General features: G+C 69.2%; 6 protein-coding genes. 3 read left to right on the top strand and 3 right to left on the bottom strand.

Annotation, left to right across the window (positions count from 1 at the left end):
* Positions 1–272, bottom strand: a 272-nt coding sequence (locus QOD90_RS01340; protein WP_526345903.1) for a 6-phosphogluconolactonase, incomplete at its 3' end; no start/stop codon positions are given.
* 28 nt (positions 273–300) lie between these two features.
* Positions 301–1,548 carry an ROK family transcriptional regulator gene (locus QOD90_RS01335; protein WP_526345901.1) on the bottom strand — a complete coding sequence of 416 codons (1,248 nt, stop codon included), beginning with the start codon at positions 1,546–1,548 and terminating at the stop codon, positions 301–303.
* A gap of 59 nt (positions 1,549–1,607) precedes the next feature.
* Between QOD90_RS01335 and QOD90_RS01330 the strand changes: the two genes are divergently transcribed.
* The gene (locus QOD90_RS01330; protein WP_526345899.1) at positions 1,608–3,014 is read left to right on the top strand and encodes an amino acid permease; all 1,407 of its coding nucleotides are present in this window, start codon (positions 1,608–1,610) and stop codon (positions 3,012–3,014) included.
* 1 nt (position 3,015) lies between these two features.
* Here QOD90_RS01330 and QOD90_RS01325 read toward each other — a convergent pair whose 3' ends face one another.
* Positions 3,016–4,086: a DUF7159 family protein gene (locus tag QOD90_RS01325; RefSeq protein ID WP_526345897.1), complete on the bottom strand. Its 1,071-nt coding sequence runs from the start codon at positions 4,084–4,086 to the stop codon at positions 3,016–3,018.
* A gap of 88 nt (positions 4,087–4,174) precedes the next feature.
* Here QOD90_RS01325 and QOD90_RS01320 point away from each other — a divergent pair, with 88 nt between their 5' ends.
* Entirely contained in the window at positions 4,175–4,690 is a 516-nt protein-coding gene (locus tag QOD90_RS01320; protein WP_526345895.1) for a (2Fe-2S)-binding protein, read from the top strand.
* Positions 4,687–5,679: an FAD binding domain-containing protein gene (locus QOD90_RS01315; protein WP_526345893.1), complete on the top strand. Its 993-nt coding sequence runs from the start codon at positions 4,687–4,689 to the stop codon at positions 5,677–5,679. The genes QOD90_RS01320 and QOD90_RS01315 overlap by 4 nt, the downstream gene beginning before the upstream one ends.
* The last annotated feature ends 61 nt before the right edge of the window (positions 5,680–5,740 follow it).

The following is a 5,740-nucleotide window of genomic DNA, read 5'->3' as shown; positions in this document are numbered from 1 at the left end:
ACGTGGTCGGTGAACTCCGTCCGGATCACGTGGGCGTACGATTGGGTGTGACCCGACGGCAGGCCCACGTACTCGTCGAGCAGGAAGGCCTGTGTCGCAGCGAAACTGAGGCCTTCCGACCGGTGCCGACGGATCAACTCGCGATACACGGACAGCGGCGACGATCCCGTCGCCAGACCCAGGGTGGTTGCCCCCGACCGGACGGCGCCGTCGAAGACGTCGGCAACGGTTGTGCCGCAGGCAGAATCGTCGGGCTTGATGATGACTTCCACTGTTTGCCTTCTGTGAGTTGGGGAACGGTCAATGGCCGAGGACCCGGCGGTCGAACACCAGGTCCCAAGCCGTGTCCATGGCGGTGGCGATGGCGCCGACGAGGACGGCGTCGTCGCCAAGGTCTCCCCCGACGATGTCGGGCACCACTGGAATGGTCTCGGCGAGTTCGAGCCGCATCGGGTCGGCCAGCAGGTCGGCATTGCGGCCAATACCCCCGGCCAGCACGATCAAACCTGGGTCCAGCACGGCGGTGATCACCGAGACCACCCGCGCCAGCTTGGCCGCCTCGTCCGCGACGACGTCCATCGCGCGCGGGTCTCCGGCGCGGGCCGCATCGAACACCGCCTTCGCGGTCGGCAGGCTCAGCCCCGCCTCGCGGGCCGCTGCCACCACCGCGTCGCCCGCGGCCACCACCTCCACGGGGCCGGGCCGATGCGTCGGCACCCCCGGCGGAACGCGGCCGTAGGGCAGGTCGGCGATCTCCCCCGCCGCCCCGTGCGCACCCCGAAAGAGACTGCCACCAACCAGGATTCCCAGGCCGATACCCGTGCCCACGGTCAGGCACGCCACCACGTCGACGCCTTGGGCCGCACCGCGCGCATGCTCGCCGACCGCACACAGGTTGGCGTCGTTCTCCACGATCACCGTGGACCCGTTCGACGCGAGCAGCGCCGCCAGCTCGCCGAGCAGGCCGCGTCGTTCCCAGCCCGGCAGGTTCGGCGATCGATGCACGGTGCCCGCCGCCACGTCCGGGACCCCCGGCGTCCCGACGACGGTGACCACGATGTCGTCGGCCGCGAGCCCGGCCTCGGCGACGGCGCGGTCGACGGACTCGCCCACCACGCGGAGCAGCATGGCGCCCGACCGACTGCGGTTCGGCTGCTCGACGCGGGCCACCACGACGCCGTCGAGGTCAGCGACCGCGACGTGCAACGCTCGGCGGCCGACGTCGACGCCGACGATGTAGCCCGCGTCCGGCGCGGTGCGGTAGACCACCGCCGCCCGGCCCGGCCCATCCGAGCGACGACCGATCGTCCGCACCAGACCGTGCTGTTCGAGGTCCAGAAGCGCCTGTCCGACCGTCGGTTTGGACAACCCGGTGTTGCCGGCGATCTCCGGCCGGGTCGCCTCACCGTGCTCACGCAGCCGGTCGAGTACCAGGCGCTGGTTGAGCGCACGCATGCTCGCGGGGGTTCCCGCCTGTGGTGCAGCTCGGCCGTCCACCGCCACCTCGATCCCGTTGATTCCAAAGTTTACGAACGAACCCTTCCACACCCGGCCATAATATGTTAAGAAACTTTCCTAACAAAAGAAACTTTCAAAGGAGGCGCGTCGTGAGCTCACCATCGACCGGGGCCGCAACGTCCCATCAGCCATCGCTCGAACGCCGGATCGGCCCGCTTCAGGCCACCGCGATCAACATGACGCAGATGTGCGGAATCGGACCGTTCGTCACGATCCCCGCCATGGTCGCCACGATCGGCGGCCCGGAGGCCATGTTCGGCTGGATCATCGGCGCTCTGCTCGCGCTGGCCGACGGGCTCATCTGGGCCGAGCTCGGCGCGGCCATGCCCGGCGCCGGCGGCACCTACATCTATCTGCGCGAGGCCTTCCAGTACCGCACCGGCCGACTGATGCCGTTCCTCTTCGTGTGGAGCGCAGTGCTGTTCATCCCGCTCATCATGTCCACCGGCATCATCGGCCTGGTCCAATACCTCGGGTACCTGATCCCCGGTGTCACCGGCGACGGCGGAAACACCGCGCTTGGCAAGATCATTGGCGTCGGCATCACCCTGCTGATCATGGCGGCGCTGTTCCGCAAGATCGGCCAGATCGGCAAGCTCACCACGGGGCTGTTCGTCGTCATGCTGATCGCCGTGCTCAGCACGATCATCGCGGCCTTCAGCCACTTCAGCGGCGCGCAGGCCTTCGCCTTCACCCCCGGCGCGTTCGGCAGCCACGGCACGTTCTGGGCGGGCCTCGGCGCGGGCTTGATCATCGCCATCTACGACTACCTCGGGTACAACACCACCGCCTACCTCGGCGCCGAGATGCGCGACCCCGGCCGCACGATTCCGCGCTCGATCGTCCTATCGATCCTCGGCATCATGAGCCTGTACTTCCTGCTGCAGATCGGCGTCCTCGGGTCGCTCCCCCTCGACGAGATCAAGAGCGCCACGTCCGTCGCATCGACGGTGCTGGAGCAGGCCTGGGGATCCACTGCGGCACAGGTGATCACCGTCCTGATCGTCGTGGCGGCCATCGGCTCGGTTTTCGCCGGCCTGCTCGGCGGCTCCCGAGTCCCGTTCGAAGCCGCCCGCGACAAGGTGTTCCTATCCGCGTTCGGCAAGCTGCACCCGAAGCTCAACCTGCCCACCGCCGGCGTCCTCGCCATGGGCGTCATCACCATCATCGGATCGCTGTTCACGCTGACCACCATCATCAACGCCGCGGTCGCGACGCTGGTGATCATCCAATCGCTGGCCCAGGTGGCGGCGATCGTCGTGCTACGCCGCCGCCAACCGAATCTCGAACGCCCCTACCGGCAATGGCTGTACCCCGTGCCGACGATCGTCGCGCTCGTCGGGTGGGTCTACGTCTACGTCTCCGCGACGTGGCTCTCGATCGGGCTGTCGGTGGGCTGGATCGTCATCGGCTGCCTCGCCTTCCTCGTCTACGCCAAGGCCGAGCACACCTGGCCCTTCGGCCCGAAGGAGATCAGGGAAACCTTCGTGGAGTAGCTCAGCCCGGCTCGTGGAAGCGGCCGATGATCGGGATGCGGTCGATGATGCGATCCCGCAGCCGCGGTTTCGGGGGCGGCGGAACGTAGATCGGCGCAGGCGCCTGATACACCGGTGGTGGCGGCACGTACACCGGTTCGACGACGGGAACGGGCGCTGGCGGCGCCTTGACGATCATCGTCTTCGCGACGAGGCGGCTGACGTCCGGGAACGCCACCGGCGGCGGTGCGACGGGAGCCGGCGACACCGCGGGGGCGACGACGGGCGCGGATTCCTCTGCGGCACTGGTGTTCTCGGGCGCTACGGGAGCATCTCGGGTCAGCGCGATCGACACCGACACCACGAACGTCACCACCGCCGCCGCCAGCACCCCCACCAGCAGCCTGGTCGACGAGGCCGGGCGCAGCGCCAGACCGCCCGACATGTCCAGTGTCCGTGCGGCCGCAAGGGCGGCACCGCGGGCCAGCGCCAGGTCGGCTTCGGTAGCGCTGAAGACCGGCACCTCGGTGACCGCTTCGAGCGACGACACGATGACGTCGACGTCGTCGGAGCCGATCGCGAAGATCGCGTCGCACCCATGGTCGTCGACGACGGCGATCACGCTGCTGGTCAGCTCCAGCGCATCGGCCCTGTCCGCGGGCCGGTCGATGTGCTCGACGGTTACCGCGCCGCCGTCGACCCGCGCGACGTAGGCAGAGTCCGGTTCGACGATGCAGACGGCGACGTCGTCGTAGTCCGTGATGCCGACGATGCCACTCGCCAACGCGGCGACGGCGGCGTCGTCCGAAACGGACACGACGTCGGCGTAACCGCGCGCCGCCAGCGCATCCACGACGGCGACCGCGGCGGGTTCGGCGTCGCGCGTGCTGGTGACTCCGATGAGCCGGATTCGGTTCGCGGCGATGACCTCGGGGTTCAGCACCGCGAGCACCAGGAGGTCGGCATCTAGCGTGTCCACCGCGGGGATGTCGAGTTCGCCACGATCGATCGGATCGCCCTCGCCGGTGATTCCCTCGACGAGCACCCAGCGGACCGCCGTCGACGTCAGGGACACGCCGAGTACGAGGTCCACCTGACACCCCCGATCAGTCCTGGTTGAGCTGCCACGTTACCGGCGCGGCGGACGGTTTCACCACCGAACCCGGGGGTAACCGCCACCAATGAAGCCAGCCCACTTCACCGACATCACCGTGCGCGTCGACGGCACGGAGCGCGTTCTGCGAATCGACAATCGCATCACCCTGCTCGACCTCCTGCGCGAACACCTCGACGTCACGGCCCCCAAGAAGGGGTGTGACCACGGCCAGTGCGGATCCTGCACGGTGCTGCTCGACGGCCGCCGCGCCACGACCTGCCTGGCGTTGGCTGTCGCCCACGATGGCGCCGACATCGTCACCGCCGCAGGTCTCGGCGACGAAGGCGCCCTGCACCCCGTCGCCAAGGCGTTCCTCGACCACGACGGATTCCAGTGCGGTTACTGCACCCCCGGTCAGATCTGCTCCGCCGTGGGCATGCTCGACGAGCTCAAGGCGGGTGCGCCGAGCCACGTCACCGCCGACCTCGAAGGAACGCCCCAGCTCGACGGTGCCGAGATCCGCGAGCGCATGAGCGGCAATCTCTGCCGCTGTGCCGCCTACCCGAACATCGTCGCCGCCATCACCGAGGCCGCCCGATGATTCCCTTCGAATACCACCGCGCCACCAGCGTGGCCGACGCCGTCACCGCCGTGGCCGAGCGCCCCGACGCCGTATTCCTCGCCGGCGGCACGAACCTCGTCGACCACATGAAGCTCGGAGTCGTCGCGCCCGCCCTCGTCGTCGACGTCGGACACCTCCCCCTCTCCGATGTCGAAGCCCTGCCCGACGGCACCCTGCGCATCGGCGCCGACGTCCGCAACAGCGACCTCGCCGCCCACCCCGTCGTCCGTACCCGCTATCCCGTGCTCGCCCGCGCCCTCCTCGCTGGCGCCTCCGGCCAGCTGCGGAACCTGGCGACCACCGCGGGCAATCTCCTGCAGCGCACCCGCTGTGTCTACTTCCAGGACGTCACCACCCCTTGCAACAAGCGCACCCCTGGCACCGGCTGCTCCGCGATCGGCGGCTACCTCCGCTACCACGCCATCCTCGGTGCCTCCGAGCACTGCGTCGCCGTGCACCCCTCCGACATGGCCGTCGCCATGGCCGCGCTCGACGCCAGCGTCGTCTACGTCGACGAGGACGGCGAGCACCGATTGCCGCTGAACGACTTTCATCGACTGCCCGGCGACCAGCCCGACCGCGACACCAACCTGCCGCCCGGTGCGCTCATCACCGCCGTGGAGATCCCGCCGCCACCCGACGGTGCGCGCTCCACCTACCGCAAGGTGCGCGACCGCGACTCCTACGCCTTTGCCTTGACGTCCGTCGCCGCCGAAGTCGTGATCGAGGGCGACACCATCGCCAGCGCCCGCATCGCCCTCGGCGGGGTCGCGCACAAGCCCTGGCGCGCGACCCGCGCCGAGCAAGCACTAATCGGTCGAACCGCCACCGAAGACAACTTCCGCGAGGCCGCCGACGCCGAACTCGAACTGGCAAAGCCGCTCAGCGGCAACGAGTTCAAGGTCGGGCTCACCCGCGGCGCCATCGTCGCCACCCTGACCGCCCTGGCGGAAGGACACCGATCATGACGATCATCGAACCCCACGCCATCGGCACGCCGCTGACGCGCCTCGACGGGCCCGCGAAGGT

Source organism: Mycobacterium sp. (assembly GCF_032161845.1).
Classification (GTDB): Bacteria; Actinomycetota; Actinomycetes; order Mycobacteriales; family Mycobacteriaceae; genus Mycobacterium.
This window is presented reverse-complemented; position numbering and strand designations above follow the sequence as displayed.